Source organism: Octadecabacter antarcticus 307, assembly GCF_000155675.2.
Lineage (GTDB): Bacteria > Pseudomonadota > Alphaproteobacteria > Rhodobacterales > Rhodobacteraceae > Octadecabacter > Octadecabacter antarcticus.
In genome coordinates this window covers 1,078,354-1,099,950 of sequence record NC_020911.1, presented here as the reverse complement: position 1 = coordinate 1,099,950, position 21,597 = coordinate 1,078,354, and the positions used below count along the sequence as shown (strand labels likewise).

At 52.6% G+C, this 21,597-nt stretch carries 15 protein-coding genes and 1 riboswitch; of the genes, 6 read left to right on the top strand and 9 right to left on the bottom strand.

Annotation, left to right across the window (positions count from 1 at the left end):
• Positions 1-139 precede the first annotated feature (139 nt).
• Positions 140-436, bottom strand: coding sequence for a hypothetical protein (locus tag OAN307_RS05615; RefSeq protein ID WP_015498850.1), 297 nt, complete (start codon positions 434-436; stop codon positions 140-142).
• 359 nt (positions 437-795) lie between these two features.
• Here OAN307_RS05615 and OAN307_RS05610 point away from each other — a divergent pair, with 359 nt between their 5' ends.
• Both OAN307_RS05610 and OAN307_RS05605 read left to right on the top strand, forming a co-directional pair.
• A complete protein-coding gene (locus tag OAN307_RS05610; RefSeq protein ID WP_044043265.1) occupies positions 796-1,044 on the top strand; it encodes a DUF1127 domain-containing protein in 249 nt (82 codons plus the stop codon).
• On the top strand, positions 1,037-1,291 hold the full coding sequence (locus OAN307_RS05605) for a hypothetical protein (RefSeq protein ID WP_245540972.1): 255 nt from the start codon (positions 1,037-1,039) through the stop codon (positions 1,289-1,291). Before OAN307_RS05610 ends, OAN307_RS05605 begins: the two co-directional genes overlap by 8 nt.
• Positions 1,292-1,959: 668 nt before the next feature.
• Here OAN307_RS05605 and bluB read toward each other — a convergent pair.
• From bluB to OAN307_RS05585, 3 genes are all read right to left on the bottom strand, one after another.
• Positions 1,960-2,640 (bottom strand): 5,6-dimethylbenzimidazole synthase, encoded by a 681-nt coding sequence (gene bluB, locus OAN307_RS05595; RefSeq protein WP_015498847.1) that lies wholly within the window; start codon positions 2,638-2,640, stop codon positions 1,960-1,962.
• Positions 2,641-2,690: 50 nt separating this feature from the next.
• Positions 2,691-2,869, bottom strand: a riboswitch (cobalamin riboswitch).
• Between the two features lie 67 nt (positions 2,870-2,936).
• A complete protein-coding gene (locus OAN307_RS05590) occupies positions 2,937-3,116 on the bottom strand; it encodes a hypothetical protein (RefSeq protein WP_015498846.1) in 180 nt (59 codons plus the stop codon).
• A gap of 9 nt (positions 3,117-3,125) precedes the next feature.
• Positions 3,126-3,569, bottom strand: coding sequence for a helix-turn-helix transcriptional regulator (locus tag OAN307_RS05585; RefSeq protein ID WP_015498845.1), 444 nt, complete (start codon positions 3,567-3,569; stop codon positions 3,126-3,128).
• Between the two features lie 435 nt (positions 3,570-4,004).
• Between OAN307_RS05585 and OAN307_RS05580 the strand changes: the two genes are divergently transcribed.
• The 3 genes from OAN307_RS05580 (at position 4,005) to OAN307_RS05560 (ending at position 12,958) form a co-directional block, all read left to right on the top strand.
• Entirely contained in the window at positions 4,005-10,322 is a 6,318-nt protein-coding gene (locus OAN307_RS05580) for an Ig-like domain-containing protein (RefSeq protein ID WP_015498844.1), read from the top strand.
• A gap of 1,119 nt (positions 10,323-11,441) precedes the next feature.
• Positions 11,442-12,110 carry an HAD family hydrolase gene (locus OAN307_RS05570; protein WP_015498842.1) on the top strand — a complete coding sequence of 223 codons (669 nt, stop codon included), beginning with the start codon at positions 11,442-11,444 and terminating at the stop codon, positions 12,108-12,110.
• Between the two features lie 632 nt (positions 12,111-12,742).
• Positions 12,743-12,958 (top strand): DUF1127 domain-containing protein, encoded by a 216-nt coding sequence (locus OAN307_RS05560; protein ID WP_015498840.1) that lies wholly within the window; start codon positions 12,743-12,745, stop codon positions 12,956-12,958.
• Between the two features lie 445 nt (positions 12,959-13,403).
• On the opposite strand, the gene OAN307_RS05555 is transcribed toward OAN307_RS05560, so the two are convergent.
• Complete coding sequence (locus tag OAN307_RS05555) at positions 13,404-14,585, bottom strand: phytanoyl-CoA dioxygenase family protein (protein WP_015498839.1); 1,182 nt, start codon at positions 14,583-14,585, stop codon at positions 13,404-13,406.
• A 79-nt stretch (positions 14,586-14,664) separates the two neighbouring features.
• Here OAN307_RS05555 and OAN307_RS05550 point away from each other — a divergent pair, with 79 nt between their 5' ends.
• A complete protein-coding gene (locus OAN307_RS05550) occupies positions 14,665-15,699 on the top strand; it encodes a LacI family DNA-binding transcriptional regulator (RefSeq protein WP_015498838.1) in 1,035 nt (344 codons plus the stop codon).
• A 567-nt stretch (positions 15,700-16,266) separates the two neighbouring features.
• On the opposite strand, the gene OAN307_RS05545 is transcribed toward OAN307_RS05550, so the two are convergent.
• The 4 genes from OAN307_RS05545 to OAN307_RS05530 are packed head-to-tail and all read right to left on the bottom strand — an operon-like array spanning position 16,267 to position 21,595.
• On the bottom strand, positions 16,267-17,835 hold the full coding sequence (locus OAN307_RS05545; protein WP_015498837.1) for an ABC transporter substrate-binding protein: 1,569 nt from the start codon (positions 17,833-17,835) through the stop codon (positions 16,267-16,269).
• A 22-nt stretch (positions 17,836-17,857) separates the two neighbouring features.
• The gene (locus OAN307_RS05540; RefSeq protein WP_015498836.1) at positions 17,858-18,958 is read right to left on the bottom strand and encodes a DUF917 domain-containing protein; all 1,101 of its coding nucleotides are present in this window, start codon (positions 18,956-18,958) and stop codon (positions 17,858-17,860) included.
• A complete protein-coding gene (locus OAN307_RS05535) occupies positions 18,955-20,058 on the bottom strand; it encodes a DUF917 domain-containing protein (RefSeq protein ID WP_015498835.1) in 1,104 nt (367 codons plus the stop codon). Before OAN307_RS05535 ends, OAN307_RS05540 begins: the two co-directional genes overlap by 4 nt.
• Entirely contained in the window at positions 20,051-21,595 is a 1,545-nt protein-coding gene (locus OAN307_RS05530) for a hydantoinase/oxoprolinase N-terminal domain-containing protein (protein ID WP_015498834.1), read from the bottom strand. The genes OAN307_RS05535 and OAN307_RS05530 overlap by 8 nt, the downstream gene beginning before the upstream one ends.
• Positions 21,596-21,597 lie beyond the last annotated feature (2 nt).

The window sequence follows — 21,597 nt, the reverse complement described above, 5'->3', positions numbered from 1 at the left end:
AGCACAGACACAAAACGAAACGCCGTTGCGCATTTGCTAGAGTTACTGTGGGGCCCCTTGGAAGGCCATATCTGCTTTAGGCAGTAAGCTTCAAAAGGAGCAAGGTTTAGTTCTAGAGCGCCACTGTGAGAACTAAGCCTTAATCGTGCTCACCATCACTACGGCGACCTGATCCACGCTCAAACAACGTAGGCTTTTTCGCAGCGGCAGTATAAGTTGCTACCGTAATTGCTGCTGCGGCTATCAAGACAGCATGGCCAATGATACTTGCTGCAAGAAGGGTATAGCTACCGATTGCAACGGCAAAAGTAACAGCCCACATGAGCGCAAGCGCCTGCAAAACATAATGCCGCACGGCAACATCTGGAATGTGACGAAGTGGACTTATTTCAGCATTAAATATGAAATTCCATCCGTAAACAATTTGTTGCCTCACTTAGCGCTCCCTTGTTGTCTGTTAGAGTAGATACGTTCATAGCATTAGATCATTACCATAATTGATATGTTTTGTAAAAACTCAATAAGTTGTGCGTAAAGTCTAAGTAAATGGCATCAGACATTTGGTCTGACACAATGCCCCACCAACCAAGACACCTGAAATGATTGCAGAGCGTGCCGACGCGCTAGGACTAGATGCCCTTCAGGCTGTCGCCTCCACGTGGATGCTTTGATGGTTCCCTTCCTGTTCGACATAGCCCCTATGCGGATTCAGAGGGTTGGAAGCGTGGCCTGCAAGTGCCATTTCTGCAGTGCAGCATTAATACTGCGCTGCAGAAAAATGATAGGAGTTGCACCATGCCAATGGTAGTTTCCCACACGAATAGCTGGCTGACGTCAGGTCTGACTGAACTGCGCACGCGCTATATGAGTCACCGCAACGCAGCCGCAGAAGCAAAGATAAAGACTGCAAGGTATCGGCGATCCCTGACGGAGCTCAACGCTTTGTCGAACCGAGACCTTTTGGATATCGGAATATCCCAATCAGACATCCCACAAATTGCGTTCGAGCAATCACAGAAAGAACTCGCAAATGAAAATGCATAGCAACACAGCAGGCAGCACGTTCCACTGGGCCCAACATGCCCTTGAGGACGCAGCCACCGCCGTCGGCCACATCGCAACTAGAATACGCAAAAGCTTCAAAAACCTGCATGTCCAAGTCCAGATCAGACAAATGCAGTCGGTCTTGCAAGAGTTGAACGACGAACAGCTGGATAAGATAGGCATCAAACGAAGTGGCATTAGGGAACATGCAGAACATCTGATCACATACGAATACGACGGCCTTTGAACGAAGGATCCCCACCCGCCTGCTCAGCTCCCTGGCGGTGAAAGTAAATGGGCCCGTTCCAGCATCATCGCTGTGAAGCGAAACCATAACACGCCAGTTGAATAAATAAGACGATCAAACGCAGCAGCATCAGCAGCAATGTTGGGGCTGCTGCGTTTGAGTTGGAACTCCAAGCCAAACAGGTGATGAACAATGGTAGTGGTGGATTTGACCGCTCTTTTCTCTCGGCAACCTTACGCATCCCCATAACAATGCACTCGGATCTCCAGGACTTCGATTGGGATGCTACGCCTGCCCATAAACTCACATGGACGCAGTCATTTCTTGTCTAAACGAGCGGTTTTTGGGCCGTTTTTTGGACCCTTGATGAACGGAACGCTGAATCTCAAAATTATCGCACTAGGTTATAGTAATAGGTTGCGAACCGGTTCTGTTACCGGATCGCCAAGGAGACAGGGTGCTCAACGAAGTCTGCTCTGACATCAAAGACGTAAGGATAAAATATGACAAAAATGACAGTGGAACAATTAAAGCAAAACAAACATGCTTTGAAAAACCAAAAGAAAAAGATCCCTAACGGCGCCATCTGTGCAGCTTGTATTATCATAATCGTAGCTACGATAAGGTCGATGTTTGTCGGGCAATAGACGTATGACACCTGTGATCTCTTATAGGCCGCCCTGCCATTTTCCATCAAAAATAAGGTCTTCAAGCGGCGCGCGCCGGTTCCAACCTTTGACTTCAAGTTCGGGACATTCATAAAGCTGATCAACATATCCAAGACAGAGGTAGCCAACAATCTCGATCCGGTCGGGGATCGCGAGAATACGCTTCAGGTCAGCATCATGGAAAATACTTACCCAACCCATACCGACCCCTTCGGCCCGGGCGGCAAGCCAAAGGTTCTGGATGGCGCAGACTGTGCTGTATAGATCCATGCTTGAGTTGTGGGTTCGGCCCAGCACGACATCGCCGCCGCGCGTCCGATCACAGGTCACACAGATATTCACTGGTGCCTTGCGGATCCCTTCAAGCTTCAGTGACTGGTAAGTGGACTGCCGTTCACCGCTAAACATAGCGGCGGCTTCGTCGTTCGCACCTCTAAAGGCCTGCCAAATCCGTTCACGGTCTGCCGAACTGCGGATGACAATAAAATTCCACGGCTGCACGAAGCCTACCGACGGCGCATGGTGCGCCGCATCGAGCAATCTGAGTAATACCTTGTCCGAAAGCGGATCAGGCAGGAATTGATCGCGCACATCACGGCGGGTATAGATGGCTTTATAAACGGCATTGCGTTCAGATTCAGAAAAGGGTGCGGCCTGAGCCAGCGCTGATGTGTTTGGCATTGTTTGGTCCCCAACAATACGTGTAAGTGCCCGCCCCACCGTCCTCGTGGAACAAGCTGTGCTGTCTGGCCGGTCTTCTGACTTAGGGTCTTCTGATCAAAGCGCCTTCCCGGATTACTCCAGTGGCATTCGCAGAGATCATCACCTTCACAGCGTTGAGCACGTGCTGGACTTTCACCAGCTTCCCGATTCTCCCGCATAAGCAGGCACCAGACTGCCACAGTGACACATGATACACGTTCGAGAATAAGGCTGAGTTCATTCTGAACAGAAAACATGTTGAGGGTGGAGCCGATCTAGGCGCAATCACGGCTGCAGATCTTCAATTCCCTCCCTGTCAGTGTCAGTCGCAATGCTTGAATGGCTGCCAATGTCGGAGTTGGCACTTGATCATAGCTGAGCAGGCGCAGAAACTCGATCCAAGCGAGTTCATTGCCGCTCAATTCGTGCATGGTAGGTTTTGTCTGTCGATGCATTGCCAGCTCCTATTTGCCAAATATCGAGAGAACGGTTGAGCGCGCACGCGTGGTCACGGCGGGGTCGCTGTTGTCAGACGCTTCGCGCAGCAACTGCAACCAACCAACTTCCTTCTTGGAAACGACTGTTCCAATGACTTCGTCGAAAACTTGCAGGACCGTCTCGTTGCCGCTCTGCTCTAACGTAATCCGGAGCAGATATTTCGGATCGACTTCTAGACTGGCAGCCATTGTAGCAACCCTGTCCAGCGCCAGCTTACTGTTTCCCTTCTTAATCACCGTCAGCATGTTCGGATTTGTGAAACCAGCCTCAAAAGCTATGTCACATTGATTTTTCTTGTAGCGCAACTCAAGTATCCGTCGGTCGACAAAGGTTGCTATAGCTGAGGTCGCGTGGGGTCCGGTCTTCGCACTCATCTTGATAGTCCCCAGATGAAAAGTCGTTATCTTCATCTACTTTATAGCGCTATCTTGATCGGGATGAGCTTGGGTTCTGATGGGTTCTGATGGGTTCAAAGGCGAACCAGTTACGTTTGCACATATCGGCAGGTCAGTGGCTGACTCACGGGCACATCAGTTCTGAATATTTGTCATATCAAACGTCATAGCAGCGTCACAAGCTCTGGAAATTTATACCCAATGGCATGCTGTTTGAAGTGCTTTCAAACCTATTTTTATAATAGTTATGTATCCGTTTTCACTCGATGAAATTACTTTGCAGTTCGCATCTGTTAAAACGCCCAGAACTATACTTTAGTATAGCCACACATGTCCTAACAGGCACTTGATACGGCCATAACACGCCCTGTATAGCATCTTTCACCGCATGACTTTGATGAGCCCCGCGCTTGTTGCAATGATCAAGTAAACCCTGTGGAGAAGAGTAAAATGGCAGCCCTTACTGTTGGTCCTAGTGGTTATCCTAACATCGAAGCTGCCATAGATGCTGCAAGCCAAGGCGATACAATTGAATTGTCGCCCGGCTATAGCGACGAGACCGTGACAGTCACAAAAAACTATATTACCATCGTTGGCGGATCGTCGTCACAAAACATTGCGCTGGTCATTGGCAACGGCGTTTCAGGGCTAGTTCTGTCAGGCGAAGCGCTAATAAATGTGACAGATTCTAGCGGGGACGACACAGTTTCCGGCAATGCCGGTGACAATGTCATAACCGTCACCGGCGGTAGCGATGTGGTCAATGGCGGGTCTGGTGAAGACCGGCTGGTGGTCGACTATAGTGCGACAACGGCCGCGGTCACGGGCACCACCACTACCATTGGCAGCGATAAAGGCACGGTCACCGTAACCGGATCATCGATCGAGCATTACACAGTGTCGACCGGATCCGGCATCGACACGCTGACGTTTCTGGATGGCGACAACGTCATCGATGCTGGCACGACCGGGGGCAACACGATCACTGTCGGGTCTGGGAATAACACGATCATCAGCGGCAGTGGCATTGACGGGATCATCGTTGGAAACGGCGACAACTATATTGATGCGGGCACAATCGGGGCCAATACGATCACGGTTGGCCCGACTGGGTCTGGCAACAATACCATAATTAGCGGCAGCGGCATCGACGGGATCATTGCGGGCAACGGTGACAACTATATTGATGCGGGCACAATCGGGGCCAATACGATCACAGCCGGATCAGGTAACAATACCATTATCAGCGGCAGCGGCATTGACGGGATCACCGTGGGGACTGGCAACAATTATATCGAAGGCGGAGACGGCGCGAATACCATCACCGCTGGGCCAACTGGATTTGGCAACAATACCATACTCAGCGGCAGCGGCATTGACACGATCTCGGTTGGGAACGGCGATAACTGCATTGATGCAGGCACGGGCGGGGCCAATACGATCACGGCCGGATCTGGTAACAACACCATTATCAGCGGCAGTGGCATCGACGGATTCACTGTAGGGGACGGCGACAACTATATCGACAGCGGCGAAGGTGCCAATACGATCGCAGTTGGGCACGGCAACAATACCATTTTAAGCGGCAGTGGCATCGACACAATCACCGCCGGCAATGGTAACAACAACATCGAAGGTGGCGAAGGCGCGAATGCGATAACCACCGGAACTGGCAATGATGTTGTTTCGTCCGGAATTTCAGCTGACACCATCGTCACAGGGGCTGGCAACGATATCGTCAAAGACGCTGGTGGCGCAGGGGCAGTCGCGGCAGGTGCCGGACACGACCGTCTTGTCATGGACTTTTCCACGGCAACGACAGCCGTCACCAACACTGTTACAGGCGCCGATAGCCACGGTGGCGTGCTTGGTGGCACGACCTATACAGGGGTTGAAGAATTCCACATCACCACGGGCAGCGGCAACGATACCCTCCTCGGCGGTGACGGTGCTGACGTTCTGGATGGTGGGGCTGGTGCAGACAGCCTGTCTGCTGGTGGTGGGTCCGACGTTATTTATGGCGGCATAGGCGATGTGGTTGATGGTGGCGAGGTTGGCAGCGACTTTGATGTTCTAGTTCTGAAAGATTTTGGTGACCACAGGATTGATCTAGACAACCTGCTCGATCCTGAAAGCGGCACGGTTGTGCAGTTGGATGACGACGGAAACGAAACTGGATCAGTAGCGTTCACCGGAATCGAAAGCATCGAGTTCGTCGACAACACAGTAACCACCCAAGAGGATACACTAATAGAAGATGGGAGGCTATTCACCGCTACACCGACCACAACAGTTACCAGTTTTGTCGTAGGGTCCACGACTTATGTTGCCGGTCAGACCGCGTTCCGCACTGAGGGTGATCTGACGATCAATTCTGACGGCGGCTACACCTTTACGCCAGCCCCGAATTACAATGGGCCAGGCCCTGTGACGACCTATACAACCGTTGACGCGGTAGATCCGCTCAACTCTGGGACCTCATCCTTGAAAATCGACGTTGCATCGGTTGATGAGATCCACCCTGTTTGCGTTCTCGATGAAACCGCAACAGATGCTCCAACCGTGAGCATCACGGAAGACACAGATAATGATGGCCTGATCAGCGGCGCGGAATCGTCCGGTCAGGTTGATGTTACGATTGAATTGCCAGCGGAAACGCTTGCGGGCGACACGCTCACGATCACCTCCTCAGACCCAACCGCGCCCACCCAAACCGTGGAGCTAACTGATGATCATATCACTACCGGCGTAGTCCTCGTTGATTATGACGCGCCAGCACATGACGATACCATTACCGTCTCGGCAGTTATTACCGATGCGGCAGGCAACACCTCTGCAGCGGGCAGCGACAGTGCCACCCTCGACCTGTCCGCCGCCGCATCGATCACGCTCGACACTGACATCACACCAGACAATATTATTAATGCGGCTGAAGCAGGGGCGATCATCGCGATCACCGGCACGACCGCCGGCGACGTGGCTGAAGCCGACACCGTGACCCTTACGGTCAACAACACCCTTTATACTGGGCCTGTCGCCGCCGATGGCAGCTTCTCGATTAATGTTGCGGGCAGCGATCTCGCAAACGACACCGCCATTGATGCGAGCGTCACCACGACAGACGCCGCAGGCAACACGGCGACTGCGACAGACGCTGCAGCCTATTTTGTCAACACGGCCGCACCAAATGCCCCAACCGTGAGCATCGCGGAAGACACAGATAATGATGGCCTGATCAGCGGCGCGGAATCGTCCGGTCAGGTTGATGTTACGATTGAATTGCCAGCGGAAACGCTTGCGGGCGACACGCTCACAATCACCTCCTCAGACCCAACCGCGCCCACCCAAACCGTGGAGCTAACTGATGATCATATCACTACCGGCGTAGTCCTCGTTGATTATGACGCGCCAGCACATGACGATACCATTACCGTCTCGGCAGTTATTACCGATGCGGCAGGCAACACCTCTGCAGCGGGCAGCGACAGTGCCACCCTCGACCTGTCCGCCGCCGCATCGATCACGCTCGACACTGACATCACACCAGACAATATTATTAATGCGGCTGAAGCAGGGGCGATCACCGGCACGACCGCCGGCGACGTGGCTGAAGCCGACACCGTGACCCTTACGGTCAACAACACCCTTTATACTGGGCCTGTCGCCGCCGATGGCAGCTTCTCGATTAATGTTGCGGGCAGCGATCTCGCAAACGACACCGCCATTGATGCGAGCGTCACCACGACAGACGCCGCAGGCAACACGGCGACTGCGACAGACGCTGCAGCCTATTTTGTCAACACGGCCGCACCAAATGCCCCAACCGTGAGCATCGCGGAAGACACAGATAATGATGGCCTGATCAGCGGCGCGGAATCGTCCGGTCAGGTTGATGTTACGATTGAATTGCCAGCGGAAACGCTTGCGGGCGACACGCTCACAATCACCTCCTCAGACCCAACCGCGCCCACCCAAACCGTGGAGCTAACTGATGATCATATCACTACCGGCGTAGTCCTCGTTGATTATGACGCGCCAGCACATGACGATACCATTACCGTCTCGGCAGTTATTACCGATGCGGCAGGCAACACCTCTGCAGCGGGCAGCGACAGTGCCACCCTCGACCTGTCCGCCGCCGCATCGATCACGCTCGACACTGACATCACACCAGACAATATTATTAATGCGGCTGAAGCAGGGGCGATCATCGCGATCACCGGCACGACCGCCGGCGACGTGGCTGAAGCCGACACCGTGACCCTTACGGTCAACAACACCCTTTATACTGGGCCTGTCGCCGCCGATGGCAGCTTCTCGATTAATGTTGCGGGCAGCGATCTCGCAAACGACACCGCCATTGATGCGAGCGTCACCACGACAGACGCCGCAGGCAACACGGCGACTGCGACAGACGCTGCAGCCTATTTTGTCAACACGGCCGCACCAAATGCCCCAACCGTGAGCATCGCGGAAGACACAGATAATGATGGCCTGATCAGCGGCGCGGAATCGTCCGGTCAGGTTGATGTTACGATTGAATTGCCAGCGGAAACGCTTGCGGGCGACACGCTCACGATCACCTCCTCAGACCCAACCGCGCCCACCCAAACCGTGGAGCTAACTGATGATCATATCACTACCGGCGTAGTCCTCGTTGATTATGACGCGCCAGCACATGACGATACCATTACCGTCTCGGCAGTTATTACCGATGCGGCAGGCAACACCTCTGCAGCGGGCAGCGACAGTGCCACCCTCGACCTGTCCGCCGCCGCATCGATCACGCTCGACACTGACATCACACCAGACAATATTATTAATGCGGCTGAAGCAGGGGCGATCATCGCGATCACCGGCACGACCGCCGGCGACGTGGCTGAAGCCGACACCGTGACCCTTACGGTCAACAACACCCTTTATACTGGGCCTGTCGCCGCCGATGGCAGCTTCTCGATTAATGTTGCGGGCAGCGATCTCGCAAACGACACCGCCATTGATGCGAGCGTCACCACGACAGACGCCGCAGGCAACACGGCGACTGCGACAGACGCTGCAGCCTATTTTGTCAACACGGCCGCACCAAATGCCCCAACCGTGAGCATCGCGGAAGACACAGATAATGATGGCCTGATCAGCGGCGCGGAATCGTCCGGTCAGGTTGATGTTACGATTGAATTGCCAGCGGAAACGCTTGCGGGCGACACGCTCACAATCACCTCCTCAGACCCAACCGCGCCCACCCAAACCGTGGAGCTAACTGATGATCATATCACTACCGGCGTAGTCCTCGTTGATTATGACGCGCCAGCACATGACGATACCATTACCGTCTCGGCAGTTATTACCGATGCGGCAGGCAACACCTCTGCAGCGGGCAGCGACAGTGCCACCCTCGACCTGTCCGCCGCCGCATCGATCACGCTCGACACTGACATCACACCAGACAATATTATTAATGCGGCTGAAGCAGGGGCGATCATCGCGATCACCGGCACGACCGCCGGCGACGTGGCTGAAGCCGACACCGTGACCCTTACGGTCAACAACACCCTTTATACTGGGCCTGTCGCCGCCGATGGCAGCTTCTCGATTAATGTTGCGGGCAGCGATCTCGCAAACGACACCGCCATTGATGCGAGCGTCACCACGACAGACGCCGCAGGCAACACGGCGACTGCGACAGACGCTGCAGCCTATTTTGTCAACACGGCCGCACCAAATGCCCCAACCGTGAGCATCGCGGAAGACACAGATAATGATGGCCTGATCAGCGGCGCGGAATCGTCCGGTCAGGTTGATGTTACGATTGAATTGCCAGCGGAAACGCTTGCGGGCGACACGCTCACGATCACCTCCTCAGACCCAACCGCGCCCACCCAAACCGTGGAGCTAACTGATGATCATATCACTACCGGCGTAGTCCTCGTTGATTATGACGCGCCAGCACATGACGATACCATTACCGTCTCGGCAGTTATTACCGATGCGGCAGGCAACACCTCTGCAGCGGGCAGCGACAGTGCTGGTGTTGTCTGTTTTGCAGAGGGGACGTTGATCACAACTGCAGGCGGCGAAATTCCAATAGAAGACTTGCAAGTGGGAGACCTCATACAAACCCTTGATAGCGGGTTACAACCGCTTCGCTGGATTGGTCGCCGCCACCTTGATGCCCACAAACTGGCTGAAAGCGATAATCTTCGTCCGATCCGTATCAGTCATAATGTTATTGGCCATGAAAATTGTGATCGCGACTTGGTTGTATCACCCCAACATCGTATCTTGATTGCATCTCGCGTGGCTGAACGGATGTTCGGAAGCACAGAAGTCATAGTCGCAGCCAAGCATCTGCTGGCAATTGAGGGGGTCGATATAGCCACTGATTTAAAACACGTAACTTACTTTCACATCCTCCTTGATGAGCATGCAATCGTCTATGCCAACAAGGTTCCTGCCGAGAGCCTTTATCTAGGCCATCAGGCGCAGCTCAGCCTGAGCGCGGCTGGTCGGGCGGAAATCTTTGCCTTATTTCCTGAGGTGGCTTCACCGAGTTTCATACCCACCTCTTGCCGCCCAATTATTGGCAACAAGCGGGCTAGAAAGCTGGCTCAACGCCATATAAAAAATAATAAGCCTTTTATTAGACCTCAAAATTGGGATCACCAGTCTCGATTGCCTCAAGAAGGTGCTGTCGGATGGCTACTATCTCGTCGCTACCCGTATAAGGCAGACACGTTCTTGGCTGACGTGTCCAACCTGGCCAAATAGTAGCCGTAAAACACCGAGAACCGTTTAATTCTTCTGACAAAGGGCAGCGGTGGATTTGGCCACAGCTTCATCTCGGCAACCTGATGCATCCCCATAACATCGCGCTCAGTTCTCTAGGACTTCCATGGGATGCTACGACCGCCCATAATCCCACTTGGACGCAGCCATTCCTTTTACGACGCGGGCTGTGCTGAAAAAAATACGCACTTTCATTGCTTTGTTCGATCAGCGGCTTGGCTTTGTCGGAGTTCGATTTTGAAATGACCGTCACCTCCAGATCACCAGTGCCGAAGTGGCCAACCTTGCGAACATCGCGGGTGAAACTGTTGGTCGGGTCTAGGGTGTCGCGGTCTACATTCAGATAAAATACGACTAGAGCAAGGCCCTGCCTCATCCGAGTGCAGAACCCGCTTAAACTGTCCGAGTTGCGAAAGTGGTCGGAGACGTCGGAACAGTCGGAACAGCATGAAAAACATCAAAATATCTCCAATTATTCCAACTGTTCCGACGTCGCCGCTGCCTGAACCATGACGATTTAACATCAGATTTTATCAGTGGATTTGTCGCAACACGTAAACCTGTAGTGGCCCCCAGTGAGCCGCTACCACATTATATTGACATGGAATCCATTGCAGCTTGAGACCAAACCGGACTGACCACCAAACAGCAGCCTCAGCAGCGATGCTGGGGGCTTATTCCTGAGGTGAAACTCCATGTTGATCAAGTGGTGAATGAGGGCAGCGGTGGATTTGACCGCCTTTCTATCTTGGCAACCTCACGCATCCCCATACCATCGCGCTCGGATCTCTAGGACTTCAGTGGGATGCTACGCCCGCTTATTTTTTCACATGGACACAGCCATTCCTTTTCCGCATTGATGGCTAAATATCAGTTTTTTAAGTATATTCGAAACCATTGGTCCCTTGTGAAAGCTCAAGCTGAAATCCGAACAGTAAAGCCGCATCTTCCTTAACACTAAGATGCGGGCGTTTTTCACGCACTTCTGTTCTAAGGCGAGACTTGCGCTATCTTTATTCAGTAGTCCCGTTGATGGAGTAGTCGCGCCAGTGATTGGCCCGTGATATTATTGGGCTGCTAAATCGACAGGAGGCATACGTCATGACGGTCAGAGCAATCCTTTTTGGATCGATCGGCACACTTGTTGAAACTTCAGACATTCAGCGTCGTGCATTCAATCGCGCTTTTGCAGAAGCTGGACTCGACTGGAATTGGTCTATCGACACCTACAAGCTTTTGCTTAAAAAGTCAGGTGGACGTAACAGGATCCAGGACTATGCTTTCCAACAAGGCATCAACGTGGATGCCAATATCCTACACCAGCGTAAGACTGAGATTTTTGATGCCTTTATGGCCGACGGCAACGTTCCACTGCGTCTTGGCATCGACAACGTCATTCAGTTTGCTAAAAAAAACAACATAGAGTTGGCGTTCGTTACATCCACTTCAAATGCAAATATTGATGCTGTGTTTTCTGCACTCAGCAGTCAGGTAACGCGCGATGACTTTGCGTTCGTCGGCAATGATGCGATGGTGACCAAACCAAAGCCAAGCCCGGAAATTTACACAAAAGCGTTGTCTGATCTCGGCCTAAAAACGCAAAGTTGCATTGCGGTGGAAGATACAGAAACCAGCATGCAAGCCGCACTGAATGCAGGTATCAGATGCATCGCATTTCCTGGCGCTTACGCCGCCGCGCAAGACTTTAGTGGCGCGCTACTGACCACAAGTTACTTATCACTAGATCACTTCAGGGCCCCAAAACATTGAAAATTGTGTTATTTTCAATTGCCGCAGTTCGAACCCACGCTCCAACCTTCGGTAAAGGCCAGGAAGACCACCACACACAAACGCAAACATTCGATATAAAGTCGAACCAGATCAAATCCGTCAAAAGTCACTCACCACCAACTTTTCGGCGCTGGATACCGCACAATCTGCGGCCATTTCGCGCCGCAACTCTTGCACACCGACCGCCGTTCAAAATCGTGCCGATCAATATCAATAGGCAGCTTATCCGGCGTCACCACAACAACACGCTTACATGAACAGCACGTCGCAGTGATGTGTGTCGTTTCGTCATGAAACAACCGTGTGTCCAGATCAGCGGGTGATGCGTATCGTCTGCCCATTTTGGGAACAATAAAAGAACACGGGGCAAGGTCAATCGCGGACTAGAGGGCAAGGCCCTGCTTTAGCACCGCAAATGACAGCACTGCATCCACAACGCTTAAAAATTGACCCTGGTTAATATGGACGCCGCCCCCATCAGCGGCATTCATGCAAATGCTGCATGGCGGCATTGCCAAAAGTGCCATTGTGCAACTGCAGCATAATCATACATCCTAGTCATATGCTGACGACAAGAGACGCACAAATAATTAATGAAATCGGGTGCCTACATGACAACATTAACCGCTACATTCTTCTCTGGCACATCACTGAGATCTCGTTTTGAGACGTTCCGCGCTCAGTTGGATGAAAAAGTGGCCAAGCGTAAAATCTACCAGACGACACTTAAAGAACTTGAGCAATGTTCAGCACGCGACCTGCAAGATCTTGGAATCGCGCCATCATCTATCCAGCAGATTGCCCATGAGGCCGCTTACGGCGCGTAAGACATAAATTCGGATCTGTCCCACCTCACTAAAACAGTCAGATCCTGACAAGGCCAGCAGACAACCTCTTTCCCGAAGCAATGCTCGAAACACCAGTTTCGGAACCGCCCACCTCCTCCCGGGTGGAACCGAAAATACCGCTGACAGCGCTCACCTCCTCCCGAGCAATGTTGGCGAAGACGCGCCTTGCTTCTTCTCCTCCCGAGACGCACCGAGGCGCGGATACATAAGAACGGTCATGCTCAACTCCTCCCGAGCATGACCGTTTTTTCGTCTCAAAAAGCAAAAATATCTTCATTAATGTAAGCTCGGTTACTTGTTGGTAAGCCGCGTAGAAATTGGTAGCAGCTAGCCCAATATGGCAAATATCAGAAAACCGCTAATGACTGCTTTGCGTCTTTTCAAATCCTTAGTCAGCCGAGCAAACTACGGGACTAAACTGCTGCTACGCACTTTGATTAGTAATCAATCGATCAAGTTGAACCGCAAACTCTTGTTCATTCATGTCCTCGGCGATTGCCCGTGCGAACAGTGCATGCTGGGTTTCGGGTGCGAGGCCCCCTTTGGGTGGATCTCGGTCCAAATTGGTTGGAAAAGAATACCCCTCTGCCGTCGCAGCAAGTGACGCGGTCAATTCAGCAGCGCTTAAAGTGGCTTCGTTATGGGATGCCACAGCAAATGGGTAAAGAAGCTTGCACATCTTCTGACGATCTACCGTCTCCATGGCACGTCCAAAAGCAGACGACACTTGCAACAGGTTTGCCATTCGATGAATGCCGTCACTCGTGTTGGCACCAGCAGCATGAAACAGCGCAGGATTGAAAAACAGAGCATCGCCCTTCACCAGCGGCAGTTGGATATGGTGTTCTTCGAATGACGCGCGAAAATCTGTCCGGCGCCAAGCGGCATAGCCCGCTCGGAAGAACTGAGAGAATGGCAGCAGTTTGGTAGGCCCACTCTCGATTGGCATATCGCAGTGAGCGATTGCACCTTGTAGCGTTAGGGCGGGTGAAAGGTCATGCACGTGTGCGGGGTATTCAGCACTTATCTCAGCTGTTTGGAAACCAAGGTGATAATCCCTGTGGGCTTGTTGCGCAGCACCACCAGGGTGCACCAGATTAATCTGCGCAGTCATTTGATAATTCGGCCCTAGCCACGCCTCGCACACCGCAGCGATGGATGTATTGGCAAAATACCGCAGAAACACATCGGGTGCTTCTTCGCAGAGTTTTTGTAGGGAATTCCAAATACGGTCATTGGAACCTAACGCTGCAAAATGGTCCCCGCCACCGCCGTTTGCCAGCTTTTCAGTGGCGATGATGGTCTCATAAACCGATGTTGCTTCGTCCAATACGCCTGTGTCGGCATAAGCCCCACGTAGGACCAAAACGCCTGGACCTTTCAGCAGCACATGCGCCCATTCAGTCATAAGGTGCTGACGCGTCACCTTGTCGTTGAGGGATGCCCGAAGCGACGACATGTCGTAAATCGGCGTGTTCTTTTGGATGTCACTCGCCTGCGGGACTGATGCAGGATTCAGCGTTTGCTCAATCAGCGTTTCAAATGCGGTTAGGTCGCAGGCGTCAGTATCAAAATATCCACCTTTGGATTCGGTGTGATCTTTCATGGTTCATCTCCTGTTGTTGAAGATAACATGCAGCAACACAGCCTTGATTAGATCATCAAAATACATCAATAACACATCAATGACCCATCGCTTTCCATTGAAAGAAATAGCCCAACAATCAGGGCTTAGCACGGCTACGATCGACCGTGCGATTAACGATCGTGCACATGTCAGCCCACAAACCAAGGCACGGGTCGCAGCTGCGATTTCTGAACTTGAAGGACAAGAGGCCCAGCTTGCTGCGCGAGGACGGCGTATGTTTTTTGATTTTGTCATTGAGGCACCAGACCGCTTCAGTCGAGAGATCAAACAAGCTGCTGAAGGCGTGTTGCCACGGATCGGCAGTGCCGTTTGCCGCCCGCGCTTTGTGATGCACGAAATCATGGATGAAGTGGACGTCGTGCAGGTCCTCGCGCGTATCGCCAAGCGTGGAAGCCACGGTGTGTGTCTCAAGGTGCGCGATGTCCCCACTGTGCGCACGGCGGTCAATAAACTGATCGCATTGGGCATCCCCGTCGTCACGCTTGTCACCGACCTGACGGCGACACAGCGCATCGCCTATGTCGGGCTTGATAATCAAAGTGCTGGCAGAACAGCAGCTTATCTGATCAACAAAACAGTTGGCGATGTCTCTGGCACGGTCCTAACCTCACGTAGCAATGATCGGTTCCTCGGAGAGGAAGAACGGGAAGCGGCTTTCAAGCTCACCTTGAAACGACTGTGCCCAAAGTTGCGCATCGTAGATGTGAGCGGTGGACGCGGCGTTCTTCATGAGACGTCCCGCATCCTGCATCGCGCTGTAGAAGATATGGATTATTTGCATGCAGTTTACTCGATGGGTGGAGGGAACCATACTATCCTGAATGCTCTTGAGCATAGCGGGTTGCTGCCCGATATTTACGTGGCCCACGACCTCGACAAAGATAACAGGGCGCTGATTAAGACTGGTCGCCTCAGCTTTGTTTTATATCATGACCTAGGCGTTGATTTGGAGAATGTCTTTCACGCCTTCCTACATCATCACAAGCTGACGCCTGATCCTTTGATTGCAGCGATTTCCAACGTTCATGTTGTGACACCAGAAAATGTCCCAACCAAAAGGAGTTACAGATAGAAGTGGGTGCTGATCAGTTCAGACATCCGGGTGCAGAACGCGCTTAAACTATCCGAGTTGAGGAAGTGGTCGGAGACGTTGGAACGGCATGAAGAACATCAAAATATCTGCAATTATTCAGAACGTTCCGACGTAGCCGCTGCCTAAACGACGACGATTTAGCATCAAATTTGATCAGTGGATTTGTCGCGACACATAAACTGGTAGCGGCCCCCAGCTGACCATAAAACACCAGCCTCAGCAGTAATGCTGGGGCTTATTCCTTGGGTCGAACTCCAAGCCGATCAAGTGATGAACAGGGGCAGCGGTGGATTTGGACATAGTTTCATCTCGGCAACCCCTCTCATCCCCATACCATCGCGCTCGGCTTTCTAGGACTTCCGTGGGATGCTACGCCTACCCATAATCTCTCATGGACGCAGCCATTCCTTGTCGGCATTAATGGCTCGACGTCGCTCATTGGCTGCCCTCGAACTTTTAGCAAATTAACGCTTCCCCATACCAAAGCCTTACGTAGAGTCGACGACGCCAAAATACTTCAGCGTCGTCTGGTTTTTAAGTGCAATGTTACTCACATATCCATTTCATGGTGTGGAAGTTAAACTCGAAGCTTTGCATTGGAACCCAGGTGAATCCGTCAAGGCAACGATGTTGAGCCTGCTGAGATCGCTGAGTCAGCACAAATACCGAGACTTGTTCGTCTACAAGTTTGCGCTGCAAATTGGAGTAGATCGCATTCTGAGCGACCACGTCCACTGTCGAGCGTGCTTCGTCAATCATAGCGTCTACTTCGTCGTTCAACAACCAATCCATGGATTGCCAGGTGCCAGCCGCATCCGAGTGAAATTGGTTGAAAAAGTAACTATCAGGAGAGGGGTAAGTCGCACCGTAGAACACCTGCGTCATATGCGGGGTGGTCTCTACGTTAGCGGCAAGCTCCGTCATGCGGTTCCACGGCTCAGGCTTAAGGATCGTGTTAAAACCGATGCCATCAAGGATCGACTTTTGCAAAAGTGCGATTTCCTCCTCAAAGGCAAGCCCCGCCACATACATCATCTCAATATCGATCGGACCTTGCCCAAAATATGCCGATTGCTCAACTAATGAACGCGCTGCTTCAAGGTCAAATTCAACTGGCATCACGTCATCAGGAAATGCATCAGCAAAAACTGGAGGCATCGGCCCAGCGAGTGGCTCACCAGGCAAAAGGAATTCACGGATAGTGTCGTAGTCGGTCGCCAATGCAAGTGCACGCCGGATGTTGATATCATCTGTGGGCGCGATCTGGTTATTAAGCTTAAAATAGAAATTTGTCGCTGTCGGATAGTCTACAATCCTGTAGTCATCCAGCGCGCCGATGGATGCATAGGTTTCTTGAGCTTGACCGTCTGACGACAAGGACAACACACCCGCCTGAGCCAATGCTTTCACTGTCGCTTCTTCGCTCGTGACTATGAACCGAACTTCGTCAATGGCCTGATCACCCCAACCAAGGTGATAATCCACAAACCGCTTCATGGTCATGGTTGCGCCACGGTCCCAGTTGGTAAGCGTAAAGGCGCCCGCACCTGCAGAATTATTTGCCAGATAATCTTCTGCCCAAATGTCGTCCTCAGTAGCATTCTCAGACGCCAAATCAGAGTTTACTACGAACAGAATTGGTGTTGTCGTCAGGAACGGCGTGTAAACCTCGTCCAACACGATCTGCACCGTGCGATTGTCGATCTCAGTGATCGCCCCTTCTGACATCACCGGGCTGAACAGATAAGATGGACCTTCGTTGATCGCGAGTAGGCGCCCAATGGACCAGACGACGTCTTTGGCCTCAACTGGAGTTCCATCTTGGAACAACGCGCCTTCTTTAAGGGTAAAAGTCCACGTCAGAGTATCCTCAGAAACGGTCCAGCTTTCCGCAAGGAGTGGCTGGATATTTCCGTCGCCGTCCAATGTGGTAAGGGCTTCATACATGTTCACGCCAGCCATGTATTCCGTATAGTCGTTGATTTTGGCCGGGTCGATCGTGCCAAAAATCTGGACAGTGTTAACCGTCACGATGTTATCGGCGACAGCTGGTGCCGCGCACATGAGCGCACTGGTTGCGGTAGCCACCAGCAATAGGGAACGAATAGTTTTCATTACTTCTCTCCTTGTTGAGTTTTTAGGGGGCGGACCTTTTGAGGTCTTCTATTGGAACGTAGTTATGCTCGTAGCCAAAATAGCTTGGCCCCACGAGTTGGAGGCCATGTTCTGAACGCCACACTGGATCACAGGGCAACCCAAAGACGATTACGCGAAAGCCGTATCCCATCGTCTCGGTCGTGATTGGCACGCCGGTTTCAAGATCGAGTAGACAAATAAGATCAGGAGTCATTGCCAGTGGCTCGCCTGCGTCGGTTTGGGCCACAAGAAACTCATTTTGGAAATGCAGTTGAATCTTACGGCCCGCGAAACCATCAAGCCCTTCGATTATCGCTGTTCCACGCGCAAAGCCCCCCGTCGTTCGACGGTTGACGTCCATCACCCGCCCCTCAAAAAGCCGGAAGCCGTTCAAATCTTTCGCGAGGCGGTCCGCGCAGTTGCGATTAGCCGCCTGCTCCTCTTGGATGATACGGCCAACATTGTGGATCAAACTCATCGACCCTCGAAGCGCCGCCTTCTTGGCTTGCGCACCCGTCATCGGATAGATTGCTATCAGACCAGCCCCACCCATTTCAACAGTAATTGACCGTGCAAACTTCTCCGTCGACAGATTATCCACTGTGTTGAGCGTTATCGCATTACCTTTCTCGTCAGCCATAGTCATTGGACAAGCGGACACTCCGGCCATAGTCATCGAAACCATTTGCAGCTCTGGAAACGCGCGGCCCATTCCGTCTGCATCGACGATGGGTAGGCCCGCCGTCGCAGCAACCGCAATGGGAATAGTTGAGTTTAGCCCTCCCGCCTCAATGCAAAAAACCGCATCGGCCTTACGACCTATCAAGGCTTCGAGCGCACGCAGCGCAGCAAGAGCCTCATCACCACGTGGCAGTTTTTCAAGCATTACTGTTGGCGCGCCCATCATAGCGACTGGCACGACGAGCGCGTCGTCAGCCAGATCGTCCACGTCAATCACCTTTACTGGGCCGCTGGCAGCAATCGCCTGCTCAGCCATCAGTTTGCCAATATAAGGATCACCACCCCCACCGGTGCCCAGAAAAGCCCCACCTAAAGCAATATGGCCCATGTCATTTTGAGTGATGATCTTGAGCGGTTTCATCGTATGCCTCCTCGACTTTGCATTGGCACGAAGGTCACGTCGGGGTAGCCAAATGCTGCAGGTCCTACGACCGCTAGCGCCTCAGGTGTCCGAAGGAGGCCGTGACAAGGCAGACCCAGCACAGCAATCCGCTGGCCATAGCGTAGCATTTCAGTCGTAATCGGGTGACCAGTGTCTGCATCAAGCACAACAATCAGATCAGGAACACAGACCTCAACGGTGTCGTTGCGCACAAAAATAAGAAATTCGTTCTGGAGGTTGATCCGCCCAGTATCTCCTTGGAAATTGCCATAGCCGTCCAAAGACAGATGCCCCACAGCAAAACCGCCTTTCAGGTGGCGTTGAAGATCGGAAATCTTGGCAGTCATTAGAAGCCTTCCACCCTCGTGATCGATGACTGCTTGAACTGGATCGCGGTGTTCGCGATTGGCATCAAGCACCGCACGTCCAAGATTGCGAGCTTGCGTGACGGTGTTTGGGATCGCTGCACGTTTAACAAATTCACCACGCATTGGGGCCTGTGCCAGACCAGCAGCCGCACCCATTGCCACGACGGTCGCTCGTGCAAGATCTTCCAGCCATTTGTCACTCTGCGTTTCACGAAAAACGACGACATTTCCCTTTTCATCTGCCATAGCAGCCGGTGCTGAACGCTGCCCATAGATTGACCAAGTAATCATCTGCATTTCGGGAAAGGCGCGGCCCATACCGTCACCATCAACGATTGGAAGACCAGCTTGCGCCGCCGTCAACATAGGTTCCATCGCGTTGGCACCCCCGATTTCTGCTGAGATCAGCGCATCAACTTTACGCCCAACTTCTTGCTCCACGGCACGCAGCGCGCGTAGACATTCTTCGCCTTCTTCGATTTTCTCGACACCGACAACCGGTGCGCCAATGCCTCCCAACGACACAACAAGGGCATTATCAGGCAACTCATCCAGTGGGATCACGGGAATCTTGCGACCTTTGCGCAGTTCTTCACGCACACGCAGCTTTCCGATATAAGGATTTCCCCCACCACCGGTGCCAAGAATTGCGGCCCCCACTTCGAGCGCATCGAGATCGTCGAGTGTGACTTCACGCATAGTATCAGCCATTCAAAGACCCCACGACTTTGAGGCGGATGCGTGTTGCATCACCGGGCAAATAGGCAAGCGGCACATCTTCTTGATCCAGTAATTCAATACTGTCAGGGTTCGCACCTGCGGCAATAGCTTTACCAGTAGCTTCCTTGCGGGCTTCTGCCAGTGCAGCCTCGCGGCTTATGGAAGCGAGCGAGAAAATCCGGTCAACTTCGCCAGAAATCTGCCCGATCGCCGCGCCAACCGCATTCGCCACCGAATAGTGATTGGGACGAATGACTTTCAGGCCACTCATAATGTCAGGCATTAGGATCGACCCACCGCCCACTGCTAATATAGGGATGGGATCCGGTGAAACTCGCATCCGTTCCACGGCGTTCGACACCATTTCATCGATCTTCTCTTTGGCTTTCTGCAGTCGATCATCGTCGACGACACCAACCAAGGCGGCATCCCCGACATCCGCCAACCCAAGACCCGCGACCACATCCGTCGCGGTTAAGGTTTTACCGCCGAATACAAGCGCCTCCTGCAAGATGCGATAACCTACGGACCGCGGTCCGACCGTTATCGCATCGCCTCCGGCAGCGACAATTGTTCCACCACCAAGGGCTATTGAGTAAACATCAGGCATCCGAAAGTTCGTGCGCACACCGCCGACATCGACTGTCGTGCTGGCCTGACGCGGAAACCCCTTAACCAAGGCCCCAACATCCGTGGTAGTCCCACCAATATCCACAACAATCGCATCTGATTCTCCAGATAAGAAAGACGCGCCTCGCATAGAGTTGGTCGGTCCGCTGGCAAATGTAAGCACCGGATAGGCCTGCACGAAATCTCGGTTCATCAGCGTGCCATCGTTCTGCGTTATGTAATACGGACAGGTCAGACCAACGAGTTGCAATGCAGTGGTAAAGGCCTCGACAGTTTTGCGCGATAACGCTCGCAATGAGGCATTCATGATCGCCGCGTTTTCACGCTCAAGAATACCCAGTCGCCCAATCTCGGATGAAAGTGTAAAATTTGCGTCTGGTAAACGTTCCTTCAACCGCTCCATGGCGCGGCGTTCCATTGTGTCGCTGACTGGCGAAAAGATGGACGATATTGCAATTGTATTGATACCAGCGGCACCAATTTCAGCGGCAATATCATCCAGTTCTGTCATATCAAGTGGACTGATCTCGCGTCCGTCAAATTCGTGTCCACCCTTGGCCATCCAATATTGGCCACCAACAGCTTCGCGCATGTCATCCGGCCAATCAACCATAGGAGGAAGGCATTGAGCAGCCGGAAGGCACAAACGCACCGCCGCCGTCCGCACCATATGCTGACGCTCGACCACCGCATTTACAAAATGGGTGGTGCCGATCATCACTGCTGATACGCGGCCTGCAGGCACACCCGATTGATCGAGCACCTTTGTGATACTGTCGGCTACGCCACCCATAACGTCTTCCGTTGTGGGTGACTTAACTCCCGCCAAGATCTTATCTCCGTCCATCACCACCGCGTCGGTATTTGTGCCGCCGACATCAACGCCAATTCGTATCATTC

Coding starts and splice junctions, on each gene's coding strand:
- OAN307_RS05605 (WP_245540972.1), top strand. CDS start 1,037: ATGCATAGCAACACAGCAGGCAGCACGTTCCACTGGGCCCAACATGCC.
- OAN307_RS05580 (WP_015498844.1), top strand. CDS start 4,005: ATGGCAGCCCTTACTGTTGGTCCTAGTGGTTATCCTAACATCGAAGCT.
- OAN307_RS05540 (WP_015498836.1), bottom strand. CDS start 18,958: ATGAAACCGCTCAAGATCATCACTCAAAATGACATGGGCCATATTGCT.
- OAN307_RS05545 (WP_015498837.1), bottom strand. CDS start 17,835: ATGAAAACTATTCGTTCCCTATTGCTGGTGGCTACCGCAACCAGTGCG.
- OAN307_RS05530 (WP_015498834.1), bottom strand. CDS start 21,595: ATGATACGAATTGGCGTTGATGTCGGCGGCACAAATACCGACGCGGTG.
- OAN307_RS05585 (WP_015498845.1), bottom strand. CDS start 3,569: ATGAAGATAACGACTTTTCATCTGGGGACTATCAAGATGAGTGCGAAG.
- OAN307_RS05535 (WP_015498835.1), bottom strand. CDS start 20,058: ATGGCTGATACTATGCGTGAAGTCACACTCGACGATCTCGATGCGCTC.
- OAN307_RS05550 (WP_015498838.1), top strand. CDS start 14,665: ATGACCCATCGCTTTCCATTGAAAGAAATAGCCCAACAATCAGGGCTT.
- bluB (WP_015498847.1), bottom strand. CDS start 2,640: ATGCCAAACACATCAGCGCTGGCTCAGGCCGCACCCTTTTCTGAATCT.
- OAN307_RS05555 (WP_015498839.1), bottom strand. CDS start 14,585: ATGAAAGATCACACCGAATCCAAAGGTGGATATTTTGATACTGACGCC.
- OAN307_RS05590 (WP_015498846.1), bottom strand. CDS start 3,116: ATGCATCGACAGACAAAACCTACCATGCACGAATTGAGCGGCAATGAA.
- OAN307_RS05570 (WP_015498842.1), top strand. CDS start 11,442: ATGACGGTCAGAGCAATCCTTTTTGGATCGATCGGCACACTTGTTGAA.
- OAN307_RS05610 (WP_044043265.1), top strand. CDS start 796: ATGCCAATGGTAGTTTCCCACACGAATAGCTGGCTGACGTCAGGTCTG.
- OAN307_RS05560 (WP_015498840.1), top strand. CDS start 12,743: ATGACAACATTAACCGCTACATTCTTCTCTGGCACATCACTGAGATCT.